A 23,573-nucleotide genomic window follows, 5' to 3' on the forward strand; every position below is an offset into this window, starting at 1 on the left:
TCTCCACTGATCGAGTCGACTATCGTGGGGGGCATGACCCTCGACACGCTCGACCTCCCGACCCACGACGGCGCGACCGTGGTCGTCCCGGCCCCCGGATCGGGGCCGGGCAACTGGGCGGGTGCGGCCAGCGCCGTCCTCGTCGACGGCGTGTTCTGGCTGACCTGGCGGGTGCGCCGTCCGCTGACGGAGGGGCGCGGGGTGAGCGTCGTCGTCGCCCGCTCCGACGACGGGCTGCGCTTCGAGCCGGTCGCGGAGGTGCACCGCGAGGCGTTCGGGTGCGAGTCGTTCGAGCGGCCGGTCCTGGTGCCCGTGCCCGGCGTCGGCTGGCGTCTCTACCTCTCCTGCGCGACGTACGACTCGAAGCACTGGTGGGTCGACAGCCTGACCGCCGCCACCCCCGCCGACCTGCCGCACGGCGAGCGCCGGGTGGTGCTGCCCGGCGACGACACCGTCGCGGTCAAGGACCCCGTCGTCACCCACGGGCTGTCGGGGCCGTCGCGGCTCGACGGCTGGGACATGTGGCTGTGCTGCCACCCGCTCACCGACCCTGGCCACGAGGACCGGATGACGACGCGTCACCTCACCAGCACCGACGGTCTCGTCTGGACCGACCAGGGCGAGGTGCTCGCCGGCCGTCCCGGCGCCTGGGACGCCCGGGGCGCGCGGGTGAGCACGGTGCTGCCGTCCGCGGCCGGCGCGCCGCTGCGGGTGCTCTACGACGGGCGCGCCGACGCCGCGTCGAACTGGCACGAGACCACCGGCGTCGCCGTCTGGGACGGCGAGCGGCTGGTGCCCGACGACGCCGTCGGCACCGTCGCCTCCCCGCACTCCGACGGTGCGTGGCGCTACGCGAGCGCCGTCCCGCTGCCCGGCGGCGGCGTCCGCTACTACGTCGAGGCGGCCCGCCCCGACGGCGCCCACGACCTCGTCACCGTCCTGCGCTGACCCGTCACCCATAGGTGACGGGTCAGCGGCGGGCGCGCTCGTCGAAGGAGCCGCGGGAGACCGGGGAGAGCCAGTCGGAGAAGTCCTCGCCGGTGAGCCGGGACAGCAGGTGGATGTCGTCGGTGAAGACGTCGACCAACGCGGCGCGCTGCTCGGCCGAGAGGCGTGGACGCCGGGCGGTGCCGTCGCTGAGCCGGGCGACGACCGGCTTGCTGGCGGAGCGCCAGACCTGCGGCGGCACGAACTGGCCCGCGGCGGCGCCGGCCCGCACGAGCGGCCCGAAGGAGCGGGTGCGCCAGCCGGGTCGGGCGAAGGCGCGGGCGTTGTCGCGCGGGATCGTGTCGACGAGGCCCTCCCGGATGCCCAGGTGCCGGCAGGCGCGGTCGACGGCGGCGGCCGGCTCGTCGACGATGTCGCGGTAGCGCATCACCAGCACCTGCCGGGGGTCGACGTGCTGGTGGAGGTGGGCGAGCTGGTCGCCGTACAGGCCGAGCTCGCGGTAGCGCCAGAAGGGCGCGTAGCCCTCGGCCACCCGCTGGTCCTGGGCGGCGAAGGCCTTGACGAAGTCACGCTCGCGCTCGAGGCCGTCGGACCAAAGGTGCATCCAGTTGCTGTAGGCCCGGTCGACCGGGTCGCGCACCACCGCGATCAGCCGGACGTCGGGGAGCGCCTCGCCGATCCGCCGGTGGGCGCTGCGGCTCCAGAGGTAGAACGGCGTGCTCTCGCCCCGCACCTGGTCGTCGCGCGCGCCGCGGAACAGGTCGGCGTACCGGTCGGCGCGCCAGATCCACTCCTGCTGGGAGTGCCGGTCGCCGGGGCCGGTCCAGTGCGGCGGGGGTGCGTCGTCGCAGAGCCAGTACTTGGGCTCCTTGGGGTTGCTCACGAAGACGTCGGGATGCTGGGCGAGGGCGGCGTGCAGCGCCGTCGTCCCCGCCTTCGGGGCGCCGATGATCAGGAAGTCGGGACGGGGCGACCGCAGCATGAAACAAGGGTATGTCACGTGGCTCAGATGACAATGGGGGTCTCGGCACACGTCGGGGTGGGACGGCACCCCTAGACTCCCGTCGTGCTCAACATCCCCGACGCGCCGGTCGTCGAAGGCGCGCGGCACCTCCACTCCGGCAAGGTGCGCGACCTCTACGAGATCGAGGGCGGCCCGCACGCCGGGCTCCTGCTCATGGTCGCCAGCGACCGGATCTCGATCTTCGACTTCGTGCTCGACTCGGTGATCCCCGACAAGGGCGAGATCCTCACCCGGATGTCGCTGTGGTGGTTCGACCAGCTGCGCGACCTGGTGCCGAACCACGTCGTCTCGACCGACGTCCCGGACGCCGTGGCGGGTCGCGCCGTCGTGGTCCAGAAGCTCGAGATGTACCCCGTCGAGTGCGTCGTCCGCGGCTACCTCACCGGCTCCGGCCTGCTCGACTACGCCGCCACCGCGCCCGACCACGAGGTGTGCGGCATCGCGCTCCCCGCCGGTCTCGTCGACGGCAGCCGGCTGCCCGAGCCGATCTTCACGCCGGCCACCAAGGCCGAGCTCGGCGACCACGACGAGAACGTCTCGTACGCCGCCGTCGAGGCGAGCGTCGGGGCCGACGCCGCCGCCACGCTGCGCGACCTCACCCTCGCCGTCTACGGCCGTGCCGACGCGCTCGCCCGGGAGCGGGGCATCGTGCTGGCCGACACCAAGCTCGAGTTCGGCACCGACGCAGCGGGGCGCGTCGTCCTCGGAGACGAGGTGCTGACCCCCGACTCGTCCCGCTTCTGGCCGGCCGAGGCGTGGGAGCCCGGGCGCGCGCAGCCGTCCTACGACAAGCAGGTCGTGCGCAACTGGGCGCTCTCGCCGGAGTCCGGCTGGGACCGCGCCACCGGCGAGCCGCCCCCGCCGCTGCCGCCCGAGGTGGTCGAGCGCACCCGGTCGCGCTACGTCGAGGCCTACGAGCTGCTCACCGGCGAGCGCTGGTAGCCGGGTGAGCCGCCGATGACCGCCCCGGTCCGCTTCGCGGTGTCCTGCGAGGACGCCTACGACTACCTCGTCGACCCCGCCAACCGCGCCGCGTGGCAGTCGAGCCTGCGCGGTGTCGCCGACGTCGTGGGTCCCGACGGCGTCGCCGGGCAGAGCTGGACCGACCTCACCGTCGCCCGGGTGAACCCACGGATGGAGCTCACCGACGCCGACCGCCCGCACCGCTGGTCCGAGCGCGGCACCTGGCGCCGGTTCCACGCGACCCTCACCCTCACCTTCGTGCCGGCGGGCGAGGGCTGCGACGTCGGCGTGACCATGCACCTGCAGGCCACCGGGCCGGCCCGCCCCCTCGCGCTGGCGCTCGGCCGGGTCGCCCCGGCCGCCGTCCGCTCCGACCTGAAGCGGGCCGCGAGGATCCTCGCCGCCCGCTGACCACCCGCTGACCGCCCTCCCGCCGGGCCCTGACGGCCGGCCGGGGCGGGTCCCTGTGACCTCGCGCACGGGCCCCGTGGGGTGAGTCGGCCGGGCGACCCCGGGCCTAGCGTCGGGGCATGTCCACCGTGCCCGTCCAGGGCGACCCCCGCTCCGACCGTCCGGTCCCGACCGAGTCGACCGCGCTGCGGGTGCTCGTCACCGGGTCCACCGGCTACGTCGGCTCGCGGCTGGTGCCCGAGCTCCTCGACGCCGGCCACACCGTGCTCGCGGCGACCCGCGACGAGTCGTCGCTCGACGACTACCCGTGGGGCGACCGGGTCGAGCCGCGGATCTTCGACGTCGAGGACGACGACGTCGTCCGCGCCGCCGTGCGCGACGTCGACGCGGTGGTCTACCTCGTGCACTCGATGGAGTCCGACGACTTCGTCGCCAAGGACCGGGCCGCCGCCGAGCGGATGGCCGCGGCCTGCGACGAGGCCGGCGTCGAGCGGATCGTCTACCTCTCCGGGCTCGTGCCCGACGGCGACCTGTCCGACCACCTCAGCTCGCGGCTCGAGGTCGAGCAGGTCTTCCTCGACGCCCCCGTGCCCGCGACCGTGCTGCGCGCCGCGATGGTCGTCGGCTCCGGGTCGACGTCGTACGAGCTGCTGCGCCGGCTCAGCGAGCGGGTGCCGCTGCTCACCCCCGTGCCGTCGTGGATGTGCCGCAAGATCCAGCCGGTCGCCGTCGAGGACGTCGTCCACCTCGTCGACCGCGCGCTGCTGGGCGAGCCGCGCAACCGGCACTACGACATCGGCGGCGACGAGGTCGTCACCTATCCCGAGCTCCTCGAGCGGTACGCCGCGGTGGCCGGGCTCCGGCGGGCACGGTTCTCCGTGCCGTTCGTCCCGCGCTGGGTGGTCGGCCGCGCCTGCGCCCTGATCAGCGGCATGGACCGTCCCACCGTGACCTCGCTCGTCGAGAGCCTGTCGCACGACATGGTCTGCGGCGAGGACGCCGTCCGCCGCGACCTGCTCGAGCCGGGCTACGCCTTCACCGGGCTCACCGAGGCGCTCGAGCGCTCCCGCGCCGACCGGCGCGAGCCGGGCACGTCGCAGGCCGGCGACGTCCAGGCTGCCGCCGGCACCGACCCCGCCTGAGTCACCCGCGCGAGCGGAGCGGCCCCGTCAGTCGCCGGCGGCCGCGACGTCGCGGCGGGCGGCGTTGGTGGCCTCGCCGACCTCCTCGAGGAAGGCCGCGATGAGGGCCAGCTCCTCGTCGGTGCGCCCGTCGAGGACGGGTGCGAGGTGGGCGGCGAGCCGGGCGAACATCCGGCCGCCGACGTCGAGGGCGTGGTCGGTGACGTCGACGACGACGGAACGACGGTCGTCGGGGTGCGGGCTGCGGGTGACGTGGCCCTGGCGCTCGAGCCGGTCGAGCATGGCGGACGTCGCGGGCGCGCTGAGGTGCATCGCGGCACTGAGCCGCCCCGGGGTGGCCGGCTCGCCCTGGAGGCCGAAGTCCATCACCAGCGCCAGGCCGTTGAGGTCGGTGCGGTGCATCGCGCTCTCCCGGCCGGCCGCGGCGACGTACAGGTCGGACTCCGTCGCGTAGCGGCGCAGGGCCCGGGTCACGCGGCGGGCCGCGTCGGAGCGGCCGGGATCTGGACGTCGGGAGGATGTGGCGGGAGGCACGCGCATACCTTACTCTTTCGAACGTGGAACTATTTAGGTCGTGGAAGTACCGGCCCCCGCACCTGGTCGGACGCCGGCTCAGCTGGGTCGTGGTCGTGGTGGCGATCCTCTTCTCGGGTGTCCTGCTGGGTGCCGGGATCCAGGCGGAGGAGTCCGACAACTCCACCGCCAACCTCCCGACCGACGCCGAGTCGGCCCAAGTCGCGCGCCTGCAGGAGGAGCTCGGCACCGCCGAGTACACCCCGGCGATCGTCGTCCTCGACCGCGGCGGCGAGCAGCTCACCGCGGCCGACCGCCGGGCCGTCGAGGAGAAGGTCGGGTCGCTGCAGCAGTTCGCGGCCGAGGGCCAGCAGGCGTTCCCGGTCCTCGCCGAGGACGGCGCCGCCGCGTTCATCGGCGTCCCCTTCGCGACCGACACCCCCGAGGACGACCTCGCCGGCCCGATCGAGGACCTGCGGGCCGCGGCGTCCGAGGGTCTGCCCGACGGGCTGGAGGCCCAGGTGACCGGCGGGCCGGCGTTCGTCGTCGACCTCTCGAAGGTCTTCGACGGCGCCGACGTGCGACTGCTCGCCGTGACCGCCTCCGTCGTCGCGATCCTCCTGCTCGTCACCTACCGCAGCCCGTGGCTGTGGCTGGTGCCGCTGAGCGTGGTCGGGGTGGCCGACCAGGTCGCCGTCCAGCTCGTCGCGATCGGCACCAAGCTCTTCGGCTTCACCACCGACGGTGCCTCGGTCGGCATCACCTCCGTGCTGGTGTTCGGCGCCGGCACCAACTACGCCCTGCTGCTGATCGCGCGCTACCGCGAGGAGCTGCGCCGCGAGGACGACCGGTACGCCGCCATGCGCCGCGCCCTCGAACGCGCCGCCCCGGCGATCCTGGCCAGCTCCGGCACCGTCGTGCTGGCGCTGCTGTGCCTGGGCCTGGCCGACAACCCGACCAGCCGCAACATCGGCTTCGGCGGCGCGATCGGCATCGTCACCGCGGTGGTCTACGCGCTGGTGGTGCTGCCGGCCGCGATGACCTGCTTCGGCCGTCGCCTGTTCTGGCCCTTCGTCCCGAAGGTGGGCCAGGACGACCCGTCCCGCACCGGGGTGTGGGCCAAGGTCGGCGCCTCCGTGACGCGGCGACCGGTGCTGGTGAGCGTGGCCGGCGTGCTGGTGCTCGTCGTCCTGGCGCTGCCGGTGCTCGGGCTCAAGGTCGGGCTGTCCGAGACCGAGCAGTTCCGCGCCACCCCGGAGGCGGTGACCGGGCAGGAGGTCCTGGCCGAGCACTTCCCGGCGGGCTCGTCGCAGCCGACCGTCGTCATCGTCCCCGCTGCGGAGCGGGACGCCGTCGCCGCCGCGATCGGCGACGTCGACGGCGTCCAGCGGGTCGACGAGGCCGGCGAGGCGGACGGTCGTGCCGTGCTGTCGGCCGTCCTCACCGCGGAGCCGGCCTCCGAGGACGCCTTCGACGTCGTCGAGCGGGTCCGGGAGGCCGCCACCGGGGTCGACGGCGCCGCGATGGTCGGTGGCCCCGACGCCGAGGCGCTCGACGCCGCCGACGCGGCCGATCGCGACCAGCGGCTGATCGTGCCGCTGATCCTGGTCGTGGTGCTGCTGGTGCTGCTCGTCCTGCTGCGCTCGGTGGTGGCCGCGGTCGTGCTCGTGCTGACGGTGATGGCGACCTACGCCGCCAGCCTCGGTGCCAGCTGGGTGGCGTTCACCCAGTGGTTCGGCTTCCCGGCCCTCGACCTGAGCGTGCCGCTGCTGAGCTTCCTCTTCCTCGTGGCGCTCGGTGTCGACTACAACATCTTCCTCACCACGCGGGCCAAGGAGGAGGCCGAGGAGCACGACACGACCACCGCGATCTCGGTGGCGCTCGCCGTCACCGGCGGCGTCATCACCAGCGCCGGCATCCTGCTCGCCGCGGTCTTCACCGTGCTCGGGGTGCTGCCACTGATCGTGCTGACCCAGATCGGCGTCATCGTCGGCTTCGGCGTGCTGCTCGACACCCTGCTGGTGCGCAGCGTCCTGGTGCCGGCGCTGGTGGCGCTGCTGGGTCGACGGTTCTGGTGGCCCGGCCACCTGTCGCGCCGGTCCGAGGACCACCCGGGTCGGCACCGCGAGAGCGTGGCGGCCTCACCTACGCCTGAGTAGGTTGTCCGCGTGACGGACTACAACCTGGCCACCCTCCTCGAGGACAGCGCCGCAGCCCACCCCGACCGCGACGCGATCGTCCTCGGGGCCACCCGGCTGACCTACGCGCAGGTGGACGGCGCGGCCAACCAGGTCGCCGGCCTGCTGGCCTCCCGGGGCATCGTGCGCGGCGACAAGGTGGCGCTCAGCTGCCCCAACCTGCCGTACTTCACGATCGCCTACTTCGGGATCCTCAAGGCCGGGGGGACCGTCGTCCCGCTCAACGTGCTGCTCAAGGGACGCGAGGTGGCCTACCACCTGGCCGACTCCGGGGCGAAGGCCTACCTCTGCTTCCAGGGCACCCCCGAGCTGCCGATCGGCCAGGAGGGGCACACCGGCTTCCAGGCCACCGAGTCGTGCGAGCACTTCCTCGTCATCACCGCCGACCCGGCCGCTGAGAGCCCGATCGAGGGGACCGAGACGATGGGCCGCGCGATGGCCGGCCAGCCGCCGACGTTCGCCTCGGTCGCCACCGACGAGGACGACACCGCGGTCATCCTCTACACCTCCGGCACCACCGGCCAGCCCAAGGGCGCCGAGCTCCGACACCGCAACATGCGCGACAACGCGCTCGCCGGCGCCGACCTCTTCGGGGCCGACCCGGCCACGCCCGACACCTACCTCTGCGTCCTGCCGCTCTTCCACTCCTTCGGCCAGACCGTCATCCAGAACGGCGCCTTCGCCTTCGGCGGGACCGTCGTCATGCTGCCGCGCTTCGAGGCCCGGCCGGCGCTCGACCTGATGCTCGAGCACGAGGTGACCTTCTTCGCCGGCGTCCCGACGATGTACTGGGGCCTGCTCGGCGCGCTCGAGGACGGCGTCGACGTCAGCGCCATCGCGGCGAACCTGCGGATCGCCGCCGCGGGTGGTTCGGCGCTGCCGGTCGAGGTGCACAAGGACTTCGAGAAGCGGTTCGGCGTGACCATCCTCGAGGGCTACGGGCTCTCGGAGACCAGCCCGGTCGCGTCGTTCAGCCGGCTCGGCGAGCCGGTGCGGGTCGGCTCGATCGGCACGCCGATCCCCGGCGTCGAGATGAAGCTGCTCGCGCCCGAGAGCTGGGAGGAGATCGACCCCGGAGGCCCCTCGGGCGGGGTCGGCGAGATCGCGATCAAGGGCCACAACATCATGAAGGGCTACCACGGCCGCCCCGACGCCACCGAGGAGGCCATCCAGGACGGCTGGTTCCGCTCGGGCGACCTCGGCCGCAAGGACGACGACGGCTGGTACTACATCGTCGACCGGTCCAAGGACATGATCATCCGCGGTGGCTTCAACGTGTACCCCCGCGAGATCGAGGAGGTGCTCCTCACCCACCCCGACGTCTCCCTCGCCGCCGTCATCGGCGTCCCGCACGAGAGCCACGGCGAGGAGATCAAGGCCGTCGTCATCCGCGCCAAGGACGCCACCGTCACCGAGGACGAGCTCGTCGCCTGGGGCAAGGAGCAGATGGCCGCCTACAAGTACCCGCGCGTCGTGGAGTTCGTCGACGCCCTGCCGATGACGGCGACCGGGAAGATCCTCAAGCGCGAGCTGTCGTAGTGGCCGCGCGTGGCGTGGGCCTGCTGCTGGCCGGCATCCTCGTGGCCGTCGGCGTGCTCTGGACGCTCCAGGGCCTGGGGTACGTCGACGGCGGGTTCACCAGCGGTCGCACCTGGGCGACGATCGGCCCGCTCGTCGCCGGCTTCGGCGTCGCGCTGGGCTTCGTGCTGCTGCGGCCCCGTCGCTAGCCCGGCACGCGAACGCCCCCGGGTGCTGGTGCGGCCCTCGTAGAGTCACCGCATGACGGCACCGCACGGCCAGGAGGTCGACTACGCCGAGCCGGCCGCGGTGCCCCGCGAGCGCCGGCGTCGGACGCCGCGGCCCGCCGGCCCCCTCTGGGACGGGCCCGCGCGCACGGCCCTGAAGGTCGGGTGCTGGGTGGTCGCCGGGCTGCTCGCGCTGTCGCTCGTGGTGCCGCTGGTGTCGGTCGACGAGACCGGTGCCGACTCGCCCGAGGACGCCGTCGCCCAGCTGCTCCAGGGGATCGTCGACATCGACCCGGCGGCCGTCCTCGCCGTGGTCGACCCGGAGGAGACCGCGGACCCCGGTCGTGCCCGTAGCGCCTACGAGCGGCTGAGCAGCCGGCTGCTCCGCGTCGGGGAGGAGGTCCCCGACGAGGTGACGGCGGTGCTGCTCGCCGCGGAGGCCCAGCTCGGCGACGGCGTCGACCGGCGGTCCCTCGCCACGCTCGCCGCCGTCGAGCTCACGCTGGCCGACCTGGAGCTGGACGCCGACTCGATCGGGTCCGGACCCGTCCGGGTGGTCGTCGTCGACGGTGCGATCGACGTCGTCCTCGACCCCGGCCGGCTCCCGGCGGGCTCCGGCGCGGGGCTCGAGGCCGCGACGTACTCGATGCCGCTGGCCGAGGGCTGGCGCGCCGACGGCTCCCCGGTCGTCGAGCCGTTCCTCACCACGGTGCGCCGCGACGGCCGCTGGTACGTCAGCCTCGAGTCCAGTGGCGACGACCTGCTCGGGACGAGCCCGTGAACGGCCGGCGCTCGCACGAGGTGGTCGGCGTCGTGCTCTGGGCGCTCGCCGCCGGCGCCTGGGTGGCGGCGATGTGGGTGCCGTGGTTCCGTCACGGCGTGGCCGCCGGGACGTCGCCCCTGGACGGCGCCGAGCTGCTCCGCACCGGCGTCCTCGACCTCCCTCCGGCCCTCGGCCTCGTCCTGCTGCCGCTGCCGCTCTGCGCCCTGGTGCTGCTCGGGATCGCCCCGCTGCGTGGCGTCGGGGCGATGGTCGCCCGGGTGCTGCTGTGGCTGGCGTCCACCGCCGGTGCCGTCGTCCTCGTCGTGCTGGTCGGATCGGTGTCGGCGTGGACGTTCGGTCCCGGCGCGATCCTCGTCGTCGTGGCGTGCCTGCTCGGCTGCGTCGCGCTCGGCTTCGCCACGGTGCGGACGCCGGGGTCGACGCCCCCGGCTTGACGAGGTGCGGGCCTCAGCAGGACGGGTGGCGCAGCACGGCGCGGACTCAGCCTCGACGCACCCGGACCGGGCCGAGCTCGTCGGCGTCGCCGCCGCCGCTCTCCTCGGTGAGCGCGTCGACGCGTACGGTCCCGGCGGTCGCGCCGAGGCAGCGCTGGGGGACCGAGATCCGGACGGCGGCACCCGCGCGGCTGGTCCGGACCCGCGCTCCCGGGCAGTCGACCGGGGCCAGGCCGTCGCCGTCGATCCGCACGAAGACCGGCCCGCGCTCGATCTCGGGCTCGCCGCGCAGCTGGCTCCAGCCGACGACGAAGGTCGGCCCCCGCCGGCCGGCGGCGGGCGCCACGATCGCGTACGCCGACGTCCGCCGCGGCGCGAAGGCGTCCAGCCGGAGGTCGACCGCCAGCCGGCGCTGTCGGTTGTCGACGGAGAGGGACAGCAGGTCGAGGCGGGCCGGGACGCTGGCCTCGGGCGGCTCGCCCACCGAGCCGGTGTCGGCGTGGGACGCCGGGGTGACGAGGGCGCCGACGGCGAGGACGCCGGCCACGACGATTCCGAGACGGGTGCGGGTCATGGGCGGCAGGCTACGCCGCCGCGCCGACACCGCGGGCCCGCCGCGCTCGGTCGGACGGGCCCAGGCGGACGGGCTCAGGCGAACGGGTCGGGCAGCGCCCCGGGCAGCCCGGCGAGGAGCTCGCGCGCCTGGCCGGCGACCTTGTGCTCGACGAGCACCTCGTAGCGGGTGGCGACGACCTGGGTGACCGACTGGAAGTCGCGCTGGCCGCGGGTCATGGCGTAGCCGAGCAGCGACCAGATCAGGAAGAAGAGCGTACCGAAGAGCACCGTCGACAGGATCGTCGCGACCGGGCTCTCGTCGGTGAACAGGGTCAGCACGACACCGATGAACAGGCCGAACCAGGCGCCCGACGCCGCCCCGGCCAGCGCGACGCGGCCGGTGGTGAGGCGGCCGGTGATCCGCTCGATGCGCTTGAGGTCGGTGCCCACGATCATGCAGTTCTCGACCGGGAAGTGCTCGTCGGACAGGAAGTCGACGGTCTTCTGGGCCTGCGCGTAGTCGTCGTACACCGCCAGCGACTGCGGGAACTCCAGACGCAGCGGAGTGGTGGGGCCGGGGCGTCCACGGCCGGTGGGTGTCGACATGCTCATGGAGCCATTGTGCCGCGTCCCCTGAAGTCCGGGCCGGGTTGGACCGGGGTCGCATGCTGGCGGGGTGAGTCAACCCCGTCGCCGTCGTCGAGTTTTCGTGACCGCTGGCCTGTCGGCCTCGGCCGCCGTGCTGGCCATGGCCGTGCAGGCCGGGGCGTTCGAGGACGACGGCGCGGTCGGGCCGTCGTACGGCGACAGCGCGGCGGCCGAGCCGGACCGGGGGCCCGACGACGGGCCCGACGACGGTGCGGACGCCGGGGCCGAATAGGATCGGGCCCGTGCCCAAGGTCGTCGTCGACGTGATGCCCAAGCCCGAGATCCTCGACCCCCAGGGGAAGGCGGTGCTCGGAGCCCTGCCGCGGCTGGGGTTCGACGGCGTGGCCGACGTCCGCCAGGGCAAGCGCTTCGAGCTCGACTTCGAGGGCGAGGTCACCGACGCCGTCCTCGCCGAGGTGCGCGACATGGCGGAGAAGCTGCTGTCGAACCCCGTGATCGAGGACTTCACCGTCCGCGTCGAGGACTCCGCCCGGTGAAGGTCGGGGTCGTCACCTTCCCCGGCTCGCTCGACGACGTCGACGCCCGGCGCGCCGTCCGGATCGGCGGCCACGAGGCCGTCGCGCTCTGGCACGGCGACCACGACCTGCGCGGGGTCGACGCCGTCGTCCTGCCCGGCGGCTTCTCCTACGGCGACTACCTGCGCTGCGGTGCGATCTCCCGCTTCGCGCCGGTGATGACCGAGGTCGTCGCCGCCGCCGGGAGGGGGATGCCCGTGCTCGGCATCTGCAACGGCTTCCAGATCCTGTGCGAGTCGCACCTGCTGCCCGGCGCGCTGGTGCGCAACGACCACCAGAGGTTCGTCTGCCGCGACCAGCGCCTGCGCATCGAGAACGTCGCGACGCCGTGGACGGCGTCCTACGCCGACGGGCAGGAGGTGACGGTCGTGCTCAAGAACGGCGAGGGCGGTTTCGTCGCCGACGTCGACACGCTCGACCGGCTCGAGGGCGAGGGGCGGGTCGTCGCCCGCTACCTCGACCAGAACCCCAACGGCTCGCTGCGCGACATCGCCGGCATCACCAACGAGCGTGGCAACGTCGTGGGCCTGATGCCGCACCCCGAGCACGCGGTCGAGGCGCTCACCGGCGCCGGCACCGACGGCCTCGGCTTCTTCACCTCGCTCGCCGCCGCCGCGTTCGCCTCGTGACCACCCCACGACCCGCCCCGATGACGACGCCGCAGCGGCTGTTCCGCACCGTCGCGGTCGCGGAGGCGGTCACCTGGGCCCTGCTGCTCGTGGGGATGGTCCTCAAGCGGGTCACCGAGACCACCGACCTCGGCGTCCAGGTCTTCGGCCCGCTGCACGGCGTCGTCTTCGTCGCCTACTGCGTCACGACGGTCGTCGTCGCGGTCGACCAGCGCTGGACGGTCGGGCGGACGCTGCTCGGCCTGCTCGCCGCGATCCCGCCGTTCGTCACCGTCGTCTTCGACCTGCTCGCCGAGCGCCGCGGCGCGTTCGGACCCTGGCGCCTCACGACCGGGCCCGCCGAGCGCGGCGTGGACCGCCCCGTCGGCTGGCTGCTGCGCAACCCGGTCCGCGGGCTGCTCGCCGCCCTGGCCACGGTCGCCGTCCTGACCGGCGTCGCGCTGCTCGTCGGTCCGCCCGTCGGCTCCTGACCCGACGGCGCGATCGCCGGACCGGGTCAGCGACCCCAGCGCGGCGGACGCTTCTCGAAGAACGCGTCGATGCCCTCGGCGGGGTCGGGCGACCGGGCGATCCGGGCGATGGCGAGGTCGGTCGCGGTCCAGCCCGCGGCCTCCGCCGGGCCGCGCGAGTCGTGCAGCGCCCGGAGCGAGGCCGACACGGCGTCGGGGGAGTTGCGGGTGATCCGGGCGGCGAGGTCGTGGGCGCGGTCGAGCGCCTGACCGGGCTCGGCGAGCACGTTGACCAGGCCGACCTCGTGAGCGCGCTCGGCGCCGACGGGGTCGCCGGTGAGCAGCATCTCGGCCGCGATCGCGGGCGGCAGCCGGTCGGCGGACCGGAAGAGGCCCGCGCAGGTCGCGACCAGACCGCGGGCCACCTCGGGCAGGCCGAAGCGGGCCTCGCGGCCGGCGACGACCAGGTCGCAGGCCAGGACCAGCTCGAAGCCGCCGCCGAGCGCCGCCCCCTCGACCGCCGCGACCACCGGCGTGCCGCGGCGCCGCCGGACCAGGCCGTACTCGCCGCCGCGGTCGGTGGCCGGGCTCCGGGGCTCGTGCAGGTCGGTGCCCGCGCAGAACGCCGGCCCGCGCCCGGCCAGGATGCCGACGTGCAGCGACGGGTCGTCGTCGAGGAGGTCGAAGGCGGCCGACAGGGCGTCGGTGAGCTCGCGGTCGAGCGCGTTGCGCTGTCGCGGCCGGTTCATCGTCAGCACCAGCACGGCGCCGACCCGCTCGACCTCCAGGACGTCGGGGGCGGCGCTCACGTCGGGGTCACGGCCGCTCGACGACGGTGACGAGCTCGTCGAGGGCGGCGCGGCTCGTGCGGAAGGCGTTCACCGGGTGCTCCTCGTCGGGGCGACCCAGCGACACGCCGCACACGACGACGCGGTCGTCGTCGAGCCCGAGCAGCTCGCGCACGGCGCCGGCGTACATCCCGATCGCGCCCTGGGCGATCGAGGCGACGCCGACGTCGAGGGCGGCGTTCATCAGGTTGGCGACGTAGCCGCCGCAGTCGACCGCGCCGTAGGTGCCCTGGGAGCGGTCGGAGGTGACGACCGCGACGTGCGGGGCGCCGAAGAAGGTGTAGTTGAGCAGCATCTGCTCGGCGCGCCGGCCGAGGTCGGAGCGCTCGATGCCGAGGCTCTCGTAGAGCGCGTAGCCGGCCTCGCGACGGCGCTGCTGGTAGACGCCGGTGTAGGCGGCGGGCAGGTCGAGGTCGGGGCTCTGCTGCTCGGGGGACGCGTTCGCCACCACGTGCTCCGAGAGCTCCTTGCCGAACCACTGCGCGGTGTCGCCGCTGAGCAGGTGGACACCCCACGGCTGCGTGTTGCACCAGGACGCCGTCTGCTGCGCGGTCGCGAAGATCCCCCGCAGGACCTCCTCCTCGACCGGCTCGGGCCGGAAGGCCCGGCAGCTCCAGCGCTCGGCCATCAGGTCGGTGAACTCCATGGTCCTCAGCCTTCCACGCCCGCGAGGCGGGCGAGGCCGGCCCCCAGGAGCAGGGGCACCGCCTGCCCGGCGGTGTCGAAGCCGGAGCCGTGGGCGGCACCGGCGCGGAAGCGGTGGTCGATGCCTGCCGAGATCACGGCGAGCTTGTAGTAGGCGAGCGCGAGGTGCTGCTCGAAGTCGCGCAGCGGGACCCCGCCGGCCTTCTCGTACGCCGCGGCGAGGCCGTCGACGTCGGGCAGCCGGTCGCTGGTCCAGGCGCAGGGGGAGCCGATGACCAGGTCGAACGCCGGGTCGCGGTAGACGCACATGTTGGCGACGTCGGCCACCGGGTCGCCGATGGTGGAGAGCTCCCAGTCCACGACCGCGGCCACGGTGACGGTCTCGCCGGGGTCGTCGCCGAAGCGGACGAGGGTGTTGTCGAGGCGGTAGTCACCGTGCACGACGCCGGTCGAGACCTGCTCGGGCAGTCGGTCGGCGAGCCGGGCCGACAGCCGGCGGGCCAGGTCGCGGACGTCGTCGTCGAGGTGGGTGCCGACGATCTCCCACTGGCCCGACCAGCGCTTGTGCTGGCGCTCGGCGTAGGCGTCGGGGCGCCCGAAGCGCTCGAGCCCGACGGCGACGTGGTCGACGCGGTGCAGGGCGGCCAGGGTCTCCGACAGCGCCACGACGGTGCTGTCGAGCTGGGCGTCGGTGAGGGCCTCGAGCTCGTCGCGGGCCTGGACCGCGCGGCCGTCGACGAAGCCGCAGATCGCGAAGGCGCCGCCGAGCAGGCTCTCGTCCTCGCACACCGCGACCGCGGGCGCGACCGGGACGTCGGTGGGGCCGAGCGCCTTGACGACCCGGAACTCCCGGGCGACGTCGTGCGCCGACGGCGTGCGGCCGGCGCGCGGCGGCGTCCGCATCACCCACGCCGAGGCGCCGTCGTCGAGCCGGAAGGTGAGGTTGGACCGGCCGCCCGCGATCAACCGCGAGGTGAGGGGACGCTCGAGCACGACGCCGGCGTCGCGCATCACGCCGGCCACCGCCTCCAGCTCGACCGGGGTCAGGTCGTTGGTCGTCACGTCTGCTCCTCTGCTGCGCCCGCCGCTCTCGGCCCGTCCGAAAAACCTAGCGATCGTTCGGTTAAGGGTGACGTAGGGGCGCCGGTGGGTCAACCCGGGGTCAGGAGTCGAGCTCCTCCTCCAGCCTGATCAAGGCGTTCTCGACGACCTCGGCGAGGGCGGGGTGGATCCAGTACTGGCCGCGGGCCAGGCCGCGGACGGGCTGGTCGAAGCTCATCGCCTGCACGAGCGGCTGGATCAGGTTCGAGGCCTGCGGGCCGATCAGGTGAGCGCCGACGAGCCGGCCGGTGCTGCGGTCGGCGAGCAGCTTGACCTGGTGGTGCTCGGAGACCGGGTCGTCCTCGCGCAGGGCCCACCCGTGGGCGATGTCGGCGTAGTGGTGCCGGACGACGGCGACGTCGAGGCCCTGGTCGCGGGCCTGGGCCTCGGTGAGACCGACCGCCGCGACCTGGGGGTGGCTGAAGACCGCGCTCGGGACGAAGCGGTGGTCGCTCACGACCAGGTCGTCGGGGTGCAGCAGGTTGTGCTGGATGACGCGCGCGTCCTGGTTGGCGACGTGCTTCAGGGGCTCGGGGCTGGAGGCGTCGCCGAGCGCCCAGACGCCCTCGGCGCTCGTGCGCTGGTGCTCGTCGACCAGGATGCGGCCGCGGTCGTCGACGTCGACGCTGCCGCGGGCGACGTCGACCAGGTCGCTGTTGCGGCGTCGTCCGACGGCGACCAGCAGGGCGTCGACGTCGACGCTGCTGCCGTCGCCGAGGTGCATCGTGATGGTGGCGTCGTCGTGGCCGGTCACCCGGGTGAGGTCGACCCCGAGGCGGACGTCCCAGCGCCCGGCGGCCTCGGCGGTGAACGCCCGCGCGATGTCGGCGTCGTGGCGCTTGAGGAGGGTCTCCGCGGCATCCACCTGCACCACGCGGGAGCCGAGGCTGGAGAAGACGTGGGCCAGCTCGGCGCCGACGTAACCGCCGCCGAGGATGCCGACCCGGTCCGGCAGGCTCTCGAGCCGCAGCACGGTGTCGCTCGTGTGGTGCACGACCTCGTCGAGGCCGGGGATGTCGGGGACGACCGGCCGGCTGCCGGTCGCGAGCACGACGTGGTCGGCGGTGAGGTCGACCGAGCCGCCGTCCTCGAGGTCGACGGTGAGCGCGCGCGGGCCGGTGAACCGGGCGGTGCCGGCCAGGGCGTCGACGTGCTCCTGGCCCTCGCGGTAGGAGCGACCCGCGGCGGCGAGGGGGTCGATCCGGCCGAAGATCCGGTCGCGGATCGCGGGCCAGTCGGCGCCGTCGTAGGACGTGCTGAGGTCGAAGCGCGCCCCGTCCGCCGCGTCGTGGGCGCGGTCGGCGGTGGCGACGTACATCTTCGAGGGGATGCAGCCGCGGTTGAGGCAGGTGCCGCCGTAGGTCCACCGCTCGACGATCGCGACCCGCCAGCCGGCGAAGCGGCGGTCGACGATGGTGTTGCCCGAGCCGGTGCCGACGACGACGAGGTCGTAGTGCGTGGAGGTCATGGGCGAACCGTGCCAGACCCGGCCCCCTGCCCCCGGGTGAGCGGTCAGCCCGCGAGCCAGTCGCTGAGCCGGCGCAGCGCGGCGCTGCCGCTCGTCGCGTCGAACGACGCCGCGAGGTCGGCCACGCTGACCTGGCGCAGCGAGCTCCGCCACGCCTGCTCGGCGTCGTGCATCACCTTCGCGATGCCACACGGCGTCAGGCAGGCCTCGCCGGTCGTCGGGAAGGGACCCTGCTGGCGGATCTCGGTGCAGCGGAACGCCGGCTCGGTGCCGTCGACGGCGCGGACCACGTCGAGCACGGAGACCTCGGAGGCCGGTCGCGCGAGGAGGTAGCCGCCGTCGCGTCCCTCGGCGGTCGAGACCAGGCCGGCTCGCGACAGTGCCTGGAGGGTCTTGGCGAGGTAGCTCCGGGAGACGTCGTGCAGCTCGGCGAGGCGAGCGCCGGGCACCGGCGCGGTGGCCTGGCTCAGGACGACGCAGCAGTGCAGCGCCCACTCGACCCCGGCTGCCAGCTTCACCCCGACACCCTACCTGAACGCGGACTCTTGCCATCCACGTTAAACGTGGATACGTTGTGTCCACGTTCATCCCCACCTCACGAGAGAAGCAACGACATGCGCGTACTGGTCATCGGCGGCACCGGCCTCATCGGCTCCCTCCTCACCCCGCGGCTGCGGGCCGCGGGCCACGAGGTCACCCCCGCCTCGCCCGCCTCCGGCGTCGACACGATCGCCGGCACCGGCCTGGTCGAGGCGATGGCGGGCATCGACGTGGTCGTCGACGTGACGAACTCGCCGGTCTGGGACGACGAGCCCGTCCTCGACTTCTTCGTCACCTCGACCGGGAACCAGCTGGCCGCCGAGAAGGAGGCCGGCGTCGGGCACCACGTCGCGGTCTCGGTGGTCGGGGCCCGGGACCTGCCCGCCAGCGGCTACCTGCGGGCCAAGGTCGCGCAGGAGGACCTCATCGCCGCGGGCGGCGTGCCCTTCACGGTGCTGCGGGCGACCCAGTTCTTCGAGTTCGTGGACGGCATCGTCGAGGGCGGGCTGGTCGGCGACGAGGTCCACCTGCCGCCGGCGCCGTTCCAGCCGATCGCGGCCTCCGACGTGGCCGACGCGCTGGCCGACCTCGTCACCTCGGCCCCGGTCGACGGGTACGTCGAGGTCGCCGGCCCGGAGCTCTCGACGATGTCCGACGTCGCCGCCCGCGTCCTGGCCGCCCGCGGCGACGCGCGCCCGGTCGTGGTCGACGAGGCGGCGACGTACTTCGGGGCGGACGTCGGCGGCGGCCAGCTGGCGCCGCTCGGTGCGCCGGACCGCACCGGCGCGACGACGCTCGAGGAGTGGCTCGCGCGACCGTGACGACGGCGGCGTCAGTCGGGCGCGAAGGCCCGCCGGACGGCGTCGCGCAGGAAGTCGCGCCGTCGACGGTGGGTCCGGGCGGGCTCGTCGGCCGTCGCGGCGTAGACGTTGCTGACCGGGGACCACGCCATCGACATGGCGATCACCATCGCCATCACGTCGAACGGGTCGACCTGGGTGCCACCGGGGCCGCCGGTGTCGCCGGTGTCGCCGGTGTCGATCGCGCCGGCCGACTGTGCCGCCGCGATCGCGGCGAGCTTGGGCTCGTCGATGCGCTCGTCCATGAGGTGCCCGGCGGGACGCCGCTCCAGGCGCGCCCAGGTCGCGAGCCGGATGAGGTCGGGCCGCACGAGGTACTCGTCGTAGAGCCGCACCGCCCAGTCGGCCAGGTCGTCGGCGGAGATCGGGACGACGTCCATCACGTGCTGCATCGAGGCGGCGAAGACCGTGTCGAAGAGCTGGTCCTTGCTGCCGAAGTAGGAGTAGAGCTGGGCCTTGTTGGTCCGCGCGGCCGCGGCGACCCGGTCGACGCGCGCCCCGGCGATGCCGTGCTGGGCGAACTCCGCCGTCGCGGCCTCCATGATGCGCTGCCGGGTGGCCTCGCCCTTCGCGGTCGGCGGTGCGGTCATGGCCGCAGATTACCAACCGGTCGGTTTGCTTTGTGGTCGGCCGTGGCCCATGCTCGAAGAAACAAACCAACCAGTTGGTAGATGGAGATGCGATGCGAACCACGACCGCCCTCAGCGCAGCCGCCCCCGGTGCGGGACTCGAGCCGGTGTCGATCCGGCGGCGCGACCTGCGCCCCGACGACGTCGCCGTCCGCGTGACGCACTGCGGCGTGTGCCACACCGACCTGCAGGCCGTCCAGGCCCGGGACCCCGGTGCGTTCCCCGTCGTGCCCGGCCACGAGTTCGTCGGCGAGGTCGTCGCCGTCGGTGCGGACGTCGTCCACCTCGCCGTCGGCGACCCGGTCGCCGTCGGCAACATCGTGGACTCGTGCGGGGTCTGCGCGATGTGCCGCGCCGGGCAGGAGAACTTCTGCGCCGAGTTCCCGACCCTGACCTACGGGGGGCGTGACCGGGTCGACGGCTCGACGACCCTCGGCGCCTTCGCTCGCGAGCAGGTCGTCTCCGAGCGGTTCGTCTACCGGCGCCCGGACGGTCTCGACCCGGCTGCGGTCGCGCCGCTGCTGTGTGCCGGCATCACGGTCTGGGAGCCGTTGCGACGCTGGGACGTCGGCCCCGGTGTCCGCGTCGGGGTGGTCGGGCTTGGCGGGCTGGGCCACCTCGCCGTGAAGCTGGCCGTGGCCCTCGGCGCCTCGGTCACCGTCTTCACCACCTCGCCCGGCAAGGCCGACGACGCCCGGGCGCTCGGCGCCGGGACGGTGGTCGTGTCGAGCGACGCGGAGGCGATGTCCGCAGCCGCGAGCTCGCTCGACCTGGTGCTCGACACCGTGTCGGCGGCACACGACCTGACGCCGTACCTCGCCACCGTGGCGCTCGACGGCACGCTCTGCTCGCTCGGGTACCTCGGCGCGGTGACGATCGAGACGATGGCGCTGCTCGTCGGCCGCAAGAGCCTCTCCTCGGCCGGGAGCGGGGGCCGCCCCCGCACCCAGGAGCTGCTCGACTTCTGCGGCGATCACGGGATCGTCGCCGACGTCGAGGTGCTGCCGTCGCGGCGGGTCGCGGACGCGCTCGAGCGGCTCGGACGCAACGACGTCCGCTACCGCTTCGTGCTCGACCTCGGCGACCTCGACTGACCGGCCCCGGCCCCGGGCCCGGGCCCCGGGCCCCGGGGCTCATGAGCGTCGGGTCAGCGGTCCGGGTCGCCGTCGCCCAGCACCAGGTCGGCGACCCGGCGCAGGTCGGAGGTGAGGTCCTGCTCGGGCACCGTCACCTGCGCGTCCCCGAGCTCGAAGGAGTAGACGAACCGGTCGGGCTGCGGCGCGCTCGAGCCGACGCCGTGGACGTCGATGCGGCCGACCAGGTCGCGCAGCTCGCCGGCGCGCTCGTCGTCCCCGGTCAGGTCGACCTCGCCGGTCGTCGTGCGGCCGGCGAACCCGCCGCTGCGCCGGACGGCGACCCGCCCGCCCCCGAGCGGGGGCGCCGGCGCGGGGGACGGCGCCCCCGCGCCGTCCGGGGAGACGCCGACCTCGGCCCAGGCCTGCGCGACCGGACCGGGGCGCACCCCGTCGACCCGCTCGGCGGCGGCGATCGTGGCCGCCGCGAAGCCCGCGAAGTCCACCCGCGGGCCGACGTCGCCGCCGGTGAGTGCGGCGTACCAGACCCGACCGGCGCGCTCCCAGGACGAGCCGCCGAGCGCGACCGCGGCGAGCTGGAAGGCGCGGTTGGGGATCCCGGAGTTGAGGTGGACCCCGCCGTTGTCGTCGGCGGTCTCGACGTAGTCGCGCAGGTGCGCCGGCTGCGGGTCCCTGCCGAGTGCCGGGTCGTCGTAGGCCGTGCCGGGGGCGGCCATGTCGCGCAGGCCCCGTGCGTCGACTCCCGGGAGGAACAGGCCCGCGCCGATGAGCCAGTCGGCCTCGGCGGGGGACTGCCCCAGGAGCCGCTGCTTCAGGCACGCGGCGAAGACGTCGCTCACCGACTCGTTGAGGGCGCCGGACTGGCCCTGGTAGACGAGGCCGGCGGTGTGCTCGGTGACCGCGTGGGTGAGCTCGTGGGCCAGGACGTCGACGGGCTTGGTGAACCGGTCGAAGACCTCGCCGTCGCCGTCTCCGAAGACCAGCTGGGTGCCGTCCCAGAACGCGTTCACGTAGTCGGTGCCGTAGTGGACGCTCAGCGAGACCGTGGCCCCGCGGTCGTCGTAGGAACGGCGTCCGTAGACCTCCTCGAACAGCGCGAGGGAGCCCGCGATGCCCGTGGCGGCCTCGTCGACGGCGAGGTCGCCGGCCTCGGGCTCACCGGCCGAGCGGACGACGTCGCCGGGCAAGGTGGTGCCTCCGCCGGCCGTGTGCACGACCCACGCCGGCCCGGTCGCGGCGGCGGCGCCGCTCGCCTCGCCCACGTCGCGGACCGCGCGGAACCGCCGGTCCTCGGCGAGGGTCTGCGCCCAGCGGGCGGCGACCTCGGGGCGGGTCCGCGCCAGCGTGGTGAGCAGGTACGGCGGGAGGAAGCAGTGCGTCCGAGACATGTGCCCACCGTCGCCCAGGCCACCGACAGTCACAAGGGGTCGGGTGCGCAGGTCGTCGTCGTCCCGGTGCTGCAACCTTTGGCCGGGGGCCCGCGTCTTGGTGGTGTGCCCCCTCGGGGCCCCGGCCCGCGGGCCGTCCTCGTCCGTGAAGGAAGAACCACCATGCCTACCCTCCCGTTCCGCGCCACCACCCTCGCCGCCCGGTCGATCGGCGTCGCGGCCGGCCTGTCGGTCGCCGCGCTGACGCTGGGCGTCGCCGGGCCGGCGTCGGCCGAGAGCATCGGGGTCACCGACCCCCGCGACACCGCCCACGGCTCCGACCTGCGCTCCGTCGAGGTGCGCAACCTCGAGACGAGGGTCGTGGTCGTCACCACCCACACCAACCTGCGTCGCGACCCCGCGTCCGGTTCGGGCGGTGCGGTCTTCCTCGACACCGACCCGGCCGACAAGGGCCCGGAGCGCGTCCTGGTCGGCGGCTACTTCGAGGGCACCGACTACCAGCTCCTCGAGACCGAGGGCTTCAACCGCCGCACCTGGGGCGACCCGGTCGAGGGCAGCTACGGGCTCACGCTGGACTACCGCCAGGACCGCGTCGTGATGCGGATGTCACGGGCCGCCCTCGGCAACCCCGAGGACGTCCGCGTCGCGGTGACGTCGTCGGGCACGAAGTCCGACGGCAGCGGCGACGCCGTCGTCGACTGGCTCGGTGCGCCCCGCAGCTTCACGCCGTGGGTCGCCCGGGGCTGAGGGGTCGCCACCGCCGGACGCCCGGGGCGGCCGGGGTGACGTAGCATCGCGGCATGGGCGGGACGACCTCGGTGATCGCGCAGCTGCGCGCGACGCTGGCGCTCGCCCTCGCGGCGGCGTTCGCGCTCGTCGTCCCGTCGATCGCGGCGACCACCGACACCTCGGCCACCGTGGCCCTGGCGGTCGTCGCCCTCGCGGCGGCGGCGCTCGCCAGCGGCTCGGCGGCGTCCGGCGTCGTGCAGCTGCGCACGACGGCGATCGCCACGGCCACGCGACGGGTCCCGCCCGTCGCGCTGACCAGCCGGGTCACCGACCCGGTGCACCACCCGCTGCGCCCACGCGCTCCTGGAACGGACTGACGCTCCCTCTCGATCCCGCTCGGTGATCGACGAGGCGAGCAGAGGCGTCCACCCACCCCGCTCGTCCCTCCAGGAGCCACCATGTCCGTCCTCGAACCAGTCCAGCACGCCCTCGCCGTCGTCGTCTCCGGCGCCCACGCCGGCCTGACCGCTCTCGGCGCCGGCCCCGACGCCGGCGCCACCTGGGTGCTCTCGATCGCCGCCGTCGTCCTCGTCGTGCGGTGCGCGCTGCTGCCGCTCGTCGTCCACGGCGTCCGGTCCGCCCACGCCACCGCCCGCGCCCGGCCGGCCCTCAAGGCGCTCTCCGCCCGCTACCAGGGCCAGCGCGACGCCGACAGCCTGCGTGCCCTCACCGAGGAGCGCCGCGCGATCGCGGCCGAGCACGGCATGTCGCGGCTCGGGTGCCTGCCGCTGCTGGTCCAGCTGCCGATCTGGCTCGGGCTCTACCACCTGATGTCGAACGTCGCCCGCGGCACGGCCGTCGGCGCGATGGGCTCCGACCTGGTCTCCTCGCTCGGTCACGCCACCCTCGCCGGCGTCCCGCTCGCCGACCGGGGCTACGCCGGCGCCGGTCCCGGCCACCTCGCCGTCGTCGCAGGTCTCGCGCTGACCGCGGCCACCCTGTCGTTCGTCACCCAGCGCTACCTGGTCGCCCCCACCATCGTCACCGCCGACCTGCCGGAGGCGATGGCCACGGCCCAGCGGATGATGCCGGTGCTCTCGGCCGGCGGGATGCTGTTCGCCGGCGGGGTCGTGCCGGTGGCCCTGCTCGTCTACTGGGTCGCCAACTCCACGTGGACGCTCGGCCAGTCCGCCGTCGTGTGGCGCTGGTTCCCGACGCCGGGCTCGCCGGCCGCGCTGCGCAAGGTCGAGGCGGCCCCCGTCTGAGCGGACCGGACCGACCGCACCCGGGCG

29 protein-coding genes are annotated in these 23,573 nt (G+C 74.3%); 18 read left to right on the top strand and 11 right to left on the bottom strand.

The window, feature by feature from the left end; genetic code table 11:
• Window positions 1-33 precede the first annotated feature (33 nt).
• Window positions 34-948, top strand: a complete 915-nt coding sequence (locus E4623_RS11080) for a hypothetical protein (protein ID WP_134766610.1) — start codon at window positions 34-36, stop codon at window positions 946-948.
• A gap of 22 nt (window positions 949-970) precedes the next feature.
• Here the strand turns inward: E4623_RS11080 and E4623_RS11085 are convergent, their stop codons facing one another.
• The gene (locus tag E4623_RS11085; RefSeq protein ID WP_134766611.1) at window positions 971-1,930 is read right to left on the bottom strand and encodes a sulfotransferase; all 960 of its coding nucleotides are present in this window, start codon (window positions 1,928-1,930) and stop codon (window positions 971-973) included.
• A gap of 84 nt (window positions 1,931-2,014) precedes the next feature.
• Here E4623_RS11085 and E4623_RS11090 point away from each other — a divergent pair, with 84 nt between their 5' ends.
• The 3 genes from E4623_RS11090 (at window position 2,015) to E4623_RS11100 (ending at window position 4,488) form a co-directional block, all read left to right on the top strand.
• Window positions 2,015-2,914 (top strand): phosphoribosylaminoimidazolesuccinocarboxamide synthase, encoded by a 900-nt coding sequence (locus E4623_RS11090; RefSeq protein WP_134766612.1) that lies wholly within the window; start codon window positions 2,015-2,017, stop codon window positions 2,912-2,914.
• A 15-nt stretch (window positions 2,915-2,929) separates the two neighbouring features.
• Window positions 2,930-3,346, top strand: a complete 417-nt coding sequence (locus E4623_RS11095; RefSeq protein ID WP_134766613.1) for an SRPBCC family protein — start codon at window positions 2,930-2,932, stop codon at window positions 3,344-3,346.
• A gap of 119 nt (window positions 3,347-3,465) precedes the next feature.
• A complete protein-coding gene (locus tag E4623_RS11100; protein ID WP_134766614.1) occupies window positions 3,466-4,488 on the top strand; it encodes an NAD(P)H-binding protein in 1,023 nt (340 codons plus the stop codon).
• Between the two features lie 27 nt (window positions 4,489-4,515).
• On the opposite strand, the gene E4623_RS11105 is transcribed toward E4623_RS11100, so the two are convergent.
• On the bottom strand, window positions 4,516-5,022 hold the full coding sequence (locus E4623_RS11105) for a MarR family transcriptional regulator (protein WP_167736578.1): 507 nt from the start codon (window positions 5,020-5,022) through the stop codon (window positions 4,516-4,518).
• Between the two features lie 23 nt (window positions 5,023-5,045).
• Here E4623_RS11105 and E4623_RS11110 point away from each other — a divergent pair, with 23 nt between their 5' ends.
• The 5 genes from E4623_RS11110 to E4623_RS11130 are packed head-to-tail and all read left to right on the top strand — an operon-like array spanning window position 5,046 to window position 10,162.
• The gene (locus E4623_RS11110) at window positions 5,046-7,160 is read left to right on the top strand and encodes an MMPL family transporter (RefSeq protein WP_245155028.1); all 2,115 of its coding nucleotides are present in this window, start codon (window positions 5,046-5,048) and stop codon (window positions 7,158-7,160) included.
• A gap of 9 nt (window positions 7,161-7,169) precedes the next feature.
• A complete protein-coding gene (locus E4623_RS11115) occupies window positions 7,170-8,738 on the top strand; it encodes a long-chain fatty acid--CoA ligase (protein WP_134766617.1) in 1,569 nt (522 codons plus the stop codon).
• Window positions 8,738-8,926 carry a hypothetical protein gene (locus E4623_RS11120; RefSeq protein WP_134766618.1) on the top strand — a complete coding sequence of 63 codons (189 nt, stop codon included), beginning with the start codon at window positions 8,738-8,740 and terminating at the stop codon, window positions 8,924-8,926. The genes E4623_RS11115 and E4623_RS11120 overlap by 1 nt, the downstream gene beginning before the upstream one ends.
• Before the next feature lie 52 nt (window positions 8,927-8,978).
• Window positions 8,979-9,725 carry a hypothetical protein gene (locus tag E4623_RS11125; RefSeq protein ID WP_134766619.1) on the top strand — a complete coding sequence of 249 codons (747 nt, stop codon included), beginning with the start codon at window positions 8,979-8,981 and terminating at the stop codon, window positions 9,723-9,725.
• Window positions 9,722-10,162 (top strand): hypothetical protein, encoded by a 441-nt coding sequence (locus E4623_RS11130; protein WP_134766620.1) that lies wholly within the window; start codon window positions 9,722-9,724, stop codon window positions 10,160-10,162. Before E4623_RS11125 ends, E4623_RS11130 begins: the two co-directional genes overlap by 4 nt.
• A gap of 46 nt (window positions 10,163-10,208) precedes the next feature.
• Here E4623_RS11130 and E4623_RS11135 read toward each other — a convergent pair whose 3' ends face one another.
• Complete coding sequence (locus tag E4623_RS11135) at window positions 10,209-10,736, bottom strand: hypothetical protein (protein ID WP_134766621.1); 528 nt, start codon at window positions 10,734-10,736, stop codon at window positions 10,209-10,211.
• Between the two features lie 74 nt (window positions 10,737-10,810).
• Window positions 10,811-11,323: a general stress protein gene (locus tag E4623_RS11140; RefSeq protein WP_134767094.1), complete on the bottom strand. Its 513-nt coding sequence runs from the start codon at window positions 11,321-11,323 to the stop codon at window positions 10,811-10,813.
• A gap of 103 nt (window positions 11,324-11,426) precedes the next feature.
• Here E4623_RS11140 and E4623_RS22610 point away from each other — a divergent pair, with 103 nt between their 5' ends.
• The 4 genes from E4623_RS22610 to E4623_RS11155 are packed head-to-tail and all read left to right on the top strand — an operon-like array spanning window position 11,427 to window position 13,000.
• Window positions 11,427-11,597: a hypothetical protein gene (locus tag E4623_RS22610; RefSeq protein ID WP_167736579.1), complete on the top strand. Its 171-nt coding sequence runs from the start codon at window positions 11,427-11,429 to the stop codon at window positions 11,595-11,597.
• A gap of 10 nt (window positions 11,598-11,607) precedes the next feature.
• A complete protein-coding gene (gene purS / locus E4623_RS11145) occupies window positions 11,608-11,862 on the top strand; it encodes a phosphoribosylformylglycinamidine synthase subunit PurS (protein ID WP_134766622.1) in 255 nt (84 codons plus the stop codon).
• Window positions 11,859-12,530: a phosphoribosylformylglycinamidine synthase subunit PurQ gene (gene purQ, locus E4623_RS11150; protein ID WP_134766623.1), complete on the top strand. Its 672-nt coding sequence runs from the start codon at window positions 11,859-11,861 to the stop codon at window positions 12,528-12,530. The genes purS and purQ overlap by 4 nt, the downstream gene beginning before the upstream one ends.
• Window positions 12,527-13,000, top strand: a complete 474-nt coding sequence (locus E4623_RS11155) for a DUF3817 domain-containing protein (protein WP_245155029.1) — start codon at window positions 12,527-12,529, stop codon at window positions 12,998-13,000. The genes purQ and E4623_RS11155 overlap by 4 nt, the downstream gene beginning before the upstream one ends.
• Window positions 13,001-13,026: 26 nt before the next feature.
• On the opposite strand, the gene E4623_RS11160 is transcribed toward E4623_RS11155, so the two are convergent.
• The 5 genes from E4623_RS11160 to E4623_RS11180 all read right to left on the bottom strand — a co-directional run bounded on the left by E4623_RS11160 (window position 13,027) and on the right by E4623_RS11180 (window position 17,559).
• Window positions 13,027-13,788 carry an enoyl-CoA hydratase-related protein gene (locus E4623_RS11160; protein WP_134766624.1) on the bottom strand — a complete coding sequence of 254 codons (762 nt, stop codon included), beginning with the start codon at window positions 13,786-13,788 and terminating at the stop codon, window positions 13,027-13,029.
• A 7-nt stretch (window positions 13,789-13,795) separates the two neighbouring features.
• Window positions 13,796-14,473 carry a nitroreductase gene (locus E4623_RS11165; protein WP_134766625.1) on the bottom strand — a complete coding sequence of 226 codons (678 nt, stop codon included), beginning with the start codon at window positions 14,471-14,473 and terminating at the stop codon, window positions 13,796-13,798.
• A 5-nt stretch (window positions 14,474-14,478) separates the two neighbouring features.
• Window positions 14,479-15,534 carry a phosphotransferase family protein gene (locus E4623_RS11170; RefSeq protein WP_245155030.1) on the bottom strand — a complete coding sequence of 352 codons (1,056 nt, stop codon included), beginning with the start codon at window positions 15,532-15,534 and terminating at the stop codon, window positions 14,479-14,481.
• Window positions 15,535-15,634: 100 nt separating this feature from the next.
• Complete coding sequence (locus E4623_RS11175) at window positions 15,635-17,041, bottom strand: mycothione reductase (protein ID WP_134766626.1); 1,407 nt, start codon at window positions 17,039-17,041, stop codon at window positions 15,635-15,637.
• Between the two features lie 44 nt (window positions 17,042-17,085).
• Window positions 17,086-17,559, bottom strand: coding sequence for an Rrf2 family transcriptional regulator (locus E4623_RS11180; RefSeq protein ID WP_134766627.1), 474 nt, complete (start codon window positions 17,557-17,559; stop codon window positions 17,086-17,088).
• A gap of 96 nt (window positions 17,560-17,655) precedes the next feature.
• On the opposite strand from E4623_RS11180, the gene E4623_RS11185 reads away from it, so the two are divergent.
• A complete protein-coding gene (locus E4623_RS11185) occupies window positions 17,656-18,402 on the top strand; it encodes an SDR family oxidoreductase (RefSeq protein ID WP_134766628.1) in 747 nt (248 codons plus the stop codon).
• Window positions 18,403-18,413: 11 nt separating this feature from the next.
• On the opposite strand, the gene E4623_RS11190 is transcribed toward E4623_RS11185, so the two are convergent.
• Complete coding sequence (locus E4623_RS11190; protein WP_134766629.1) at window positions 18,414-19,031, bottom strand: TetR family transcriptional regulator; 618 nt, start codon at window positions 19,029-19,031, stop codon at window positions 18,414-18,416.
• 92 nt (window positions 19,032-19,123) lie between these two features.
• Between E4623_RS11190 and E4623_RS11195 the strand changes: the two genes are divergently transcribed.
• On the top strand, window positions 19,124-20,164 hold the full coding sequence (locus E4623_RS11195; RefSeq protein ID WP_134766630.1) for an NAD(P)-dependent alcohol dehydrogenase: 1,041 nt from the start codon (window positions 19,124-19,126) through the stop codon (window positions 20,162-20,164).
• 53 nt (window positions 20,165-20,217) lie between these two features.
• Here the strand turns inward: E4623_RS11195 and E4623_RS11200 are convergent, their stop codons facing one another.
• Window positions 20,218-21,552, bottom strand: coding sequence for a protealysin inhibitor emfourin (locus tag E4623_RS11200; protein WP_134766631.1), 1,335 nt, complete (start codon window positions 21,550-21,552; stop codon window positions 20,218-20,220).
• Between the two features lie 162 nt (window positions 21,553-21,714).
• On the opposite strand from E4623_RS11200, the gene E4623_RS11205 reads away from it, so the two are divergent.
• The 3 genes from E4623_RS11205 to yidC all read left to right on the top strand — a co-directional run bounded on the left by E4623_RS11205 (window position 21,715) and on the right by yidC (window position 23,546).
• A complete protein-coding gene (locus E4623_RS11205; protein ID WP_134766632.1) occupies window positions 21,715-22,299 on the top strand; it encodes a hypothetical protein in 585 nt (194 codons plus the stop codon).
• A gap of 53 nt (window positions 22,300-22,352) precedes the next feature.
• A complete protein-coding gene (locus E4623_RS11210; RefSeq protein ID WP_134766633.1) occupies window positions 22,353-22,658 on the top strand; it encodes a hypothetical protein in 306 nt (101 codons plus the stop codon).
• A gap of 81 nt (window positions 22,659-22,739) precedes the next feature.
• Window positions 22,740-23,546 (top strand): membrane protein insertase YidC, encoded by an 807-nt coding sequence (gene yidC, locus E4623_RS11215; protein ID WP_134766634.1) that lies wholly within the window; start codon window positions 22,740-22,742, stop codon window positions 23,544-23,546.
• Window positions 23,547-23,573 lie beyond the last annotated feature (27 nt).

This window comes from Nocardioides sp. 1609 (genome assembly GCF_004522105.1).
Taxonomy (GTDB): domain Bacteria; phylum Actinomycetota; class Actinomycetes; order Propionibacteriales; family Nocardioidaceae; genus Nocardioides.

Bases quoted from the DNA above. Each gene is read 5' to 3' on its own strand.
- E4623_RS11100 (WP_134766614.1), top strand. From the start codon at position 3,466: ATGTCCACCGTGCCCGTCCAGGGCGACCCCCGCTCCGACCGTCCGGTC.
- E4623_RS11095 (WP_134766613.1), top strand. From the start codon at position 2,930: ATGACCGCCCCGGTCCGCTTCGCGGTGTCCTGCGAGGACGCCTACGAC.
- E4623_RS11190 (WP_134766629.1), bottom strand. From the start codon at position 19,031: ATGACCGCACCGCCGACCGCGAAGGGCGAGGCCACCCGGCAGCGCATC.
- E4623_RS11165 (WP_134766625.1), bottom strand. From the start codon at position 14,473: ATGGAGTTCACCGACCTGATGGCCGAGCGCTGGAGCTGCCGGGCCTTC.
- E4623_RS11175 (WP_134766626.1), bottom strand. From the start codon at position 17,041: ATGACCTCCACGCACTACGACCTCGTCGTCGTCGGCACCGGCTCGGGC.
- E4623_RS11135 (WP_134766621.1), bottom strand. From the start codon at position 10,736: ATGACCCGCACCCGTCTCGGAATCGTCGTGGCCGGCGTCCTCGCCGTC.
- E4623_RS11080 (WP_134766610.1), top strand. From the start codon at position 34: ATGACCCTCGACACGCTCGACCTCCCGACCCACGACGGCGCGACCGTG.
- E4623_RS11125 (WP_134766619.1), top strand. From the start codon at position 8,979: ATGACGGCACCGCACGGCCAGGAGGTCGACTACGCCGAGCCGGCCGCG.
- E4623_RS11195 (WP_134766630.1), top strand. From the start codon at position 19,124: ATGCGAACCACGACCGCCCTCAGCGCAGCCGCCCCCGGTGCGGGACTC.
- E4623_RS11085 (WP_134766611.1), bottom strand. From the start codon at position 1,930: ATGCTGCGGTCGCCCCGTCCCGACTTCCTGATCATCGGCGCCCCGAAG.
- E4623_RS11140 (WP_134767094.1), bottom strand. From the start codon at position 11,323: ATGTCGACACCCACCGGCCGTGGACGCCCCGGCCCCACCACTCCGCTG.
- E4623_RS11210 (WP_134766633.1), top strand. From the start codon at position 22,353: ATGGGCGGGACGACCTCGGTGATCGCGCAGCTGCGCGCGACGCTGGCG.
- yidC (WP_134766634.1), top strand. From the start codon at position 22,740: ATGTCCGTCCTCGAACCAGTCCAGCACGCCCTCGCCGTCGTCGTCTCC.
- E4623_RS11200 (WP_134766631.1), bottom strand. From the start codon at position 21,552: ATGTCTCGGACGCACTGCTTCCTCCCGCCGTACCTGCTCACCACGCTG.
- E4623_RS11205 (WP_134766632.1), top strand. From the start codon at position 21,715: ATGCCTACCCTCCCGTTCCGCGCCACCACCCTCGCCGCCCGGTCGATC.
- E4623_RS11185 (WP_134766628.1), top strand. From the start codon at position 17,656: ATGCGCGTACTGGTCATCGGCGGCACCGGCCTCATCGGCTCCCTCCTC.